The 1,479-nt window shown below is 61.4% G+C and carries 2 protein-coding genes; both read right to left on the reverse strand.

The window, feature by feature from the left end:
- Positions 1-8: 8 nt before the first annotated feature.
- On the reverse strand, positions 9-1,115 hold the full coding sequence (locus tag IQ254_RS31045; RefSeq protein WP_313887632.1) for an ISKra4 family transposase: 1,107 nt from the start codon (positions 1,113-1,115) through the stop codon (positions 9-11).
- A 9-nt stretch (positions 1,116-1,124) separates the two neighbouring features.
- Entirely contained in the window at positions 1,125-1,397 is a 273-nt protein-coding gene (locus IQ254_RS31050; protein ID WP_193969986.1) for a hypothetical protein, read from the reverse strand.
- Between the last annotated feature and the right edge of the window lie 82 nt (positions 1,398-1,479).

The following is a 1,479-nucleotide window of genomic DNA, read 5'->3' on the forward strand; positions in this document are numbered from 1 at the left end:
GGGCGTATCTAAAGGTTAGGGGAAGAGTCAGTCAGCGACTTTGGAACCGAGGGAAAGAGGTCATCAAAGCGGTCATTGGCCCAAGCCAGCCTGAGCAAGAGGAGATGGTTAAAGCCATCTTCACTCCAGCGCATCCCGACGCCCTTGAAGCGCTGCTGAATGAGCCATTTACAGGCACTTTCTACCATGCCTGAGCCCAACGGCAGTCCCAAACGGTCAAACGTTTGATAGCGAGTGTGCTGGTGGTGGCGCTGGAAGTAGGCCTGTACCTGTAACAGCGTGGCGAAGGCAGCGGTAGACCACCCCGGCAGGTGAATCAACTGGGTCAACGTCTGCCGGACCCGGTAGGCCTGGCCATGGCGCAGCAGGTGTCGCCAGCGGCGGAACCAGGCCTGTGCCTCAGCGGAATTCAGAGTGCCGAAGAGCGCCTGAGTGGCCCGAGCCAGATGACTGGCAGCATGGAAGAAATCGAGGACGGCCACCGCCGAGGCAAAACAGGTGCGGTAGACTCGCCAAAAGCCACGTCCACCATCGCTCAGCCAGACGACGAGCGGGGCGGTGTCCACGCCCTGGCGGGTTGATTCAAGTTGCAGAGGCGGGATGAACGCCTCAATGGTGCCCAACACCGCTACCAGTCGGCGTCTCAGCAGTTGGGGGACACGCTCCCCGGCCCGGGTGACCCGGGTGCCAAGGCGGGCCAGAATGCCCACTTTCACCTCCCGCCACTGAACCTGTCCCACGGGCGTCTTTGGGGTCGGCCGAAACGGCACCATGACTCCATCCGCTCCAATCGCCAAGGGCAGGGCCGCCAACACCTCATCGATAGGCTCAGGGGTCATGGTCTGGCCTGAGGCTTGAGCGTCCAAGGCTTTTGCCAGAGCCGCCTCGGCTCGTTGCCCCACCTGCTGCACCCAGTTCCACAGGCTAGATGCGCTGACCGACAGCCCACTCCACTGTCGCAGCACCTCACTGGCCTGGGCGTAAGGCATCATCACGCTCAGCAGACACCCCAAGCGCACCAATTCCTCGCTGCTCTGCTGATAGGGCGCAATGCCCAACGCCTCGTCGAGCGGCACCCGCTGGCTCTCGGGGCATCCCCGAGGACAGCGACCCACCCGTCGCTTTCAGGCAATCGCACCAACCAAGGTCTGTATCTGCCGCCGCTGATACCCTTTCGAGTGCAGCCGACTCCCACAGTGGGGACAGTTTGGCCACGCCTGGGGTGCTTTGGCTCGACGCGTTAGCTCTGTCTCTAGTAGCCAGCAGGCTACCATCAAGCCAAGGTGTAAGGCCGCTATCACCAGCCCTGGGAGAGTTCTGGCGGTTGTCAACTCGGCTAGACAGGCTTGGGGGTCGGGGTGCTCTAGCCAATGCTTCAGTTGGAGCGCTATGCTCATGATCAATATTTGTGTTGGGTGCAAAGACTATTTTCCCTGCACCCTCTTTTTTGGCCTACTCCCCCAACCTCTGGATGCGCCC

This window comes from Nodosilinea sp. LEGE 07088 (assembly GCF_015207395.1).
In the GTDB taxonomy this organism is placed as follows: Bacteria; Cyanobacteriota; Cyanobacteriia; order Phormidesmidales; family Phormidesmidaceae; genus Nodosilinea.

What these genes read in the sequence shown, in the direction of transcription:
- IQ254_RS31050 (WP_193969986.1), bottom strand. Translation starts at nt 1,397, where the DNA reads ATGAGCATAGCGCTCCAACTGAAGCATTGGCTAGAGCACCCCGACCCC.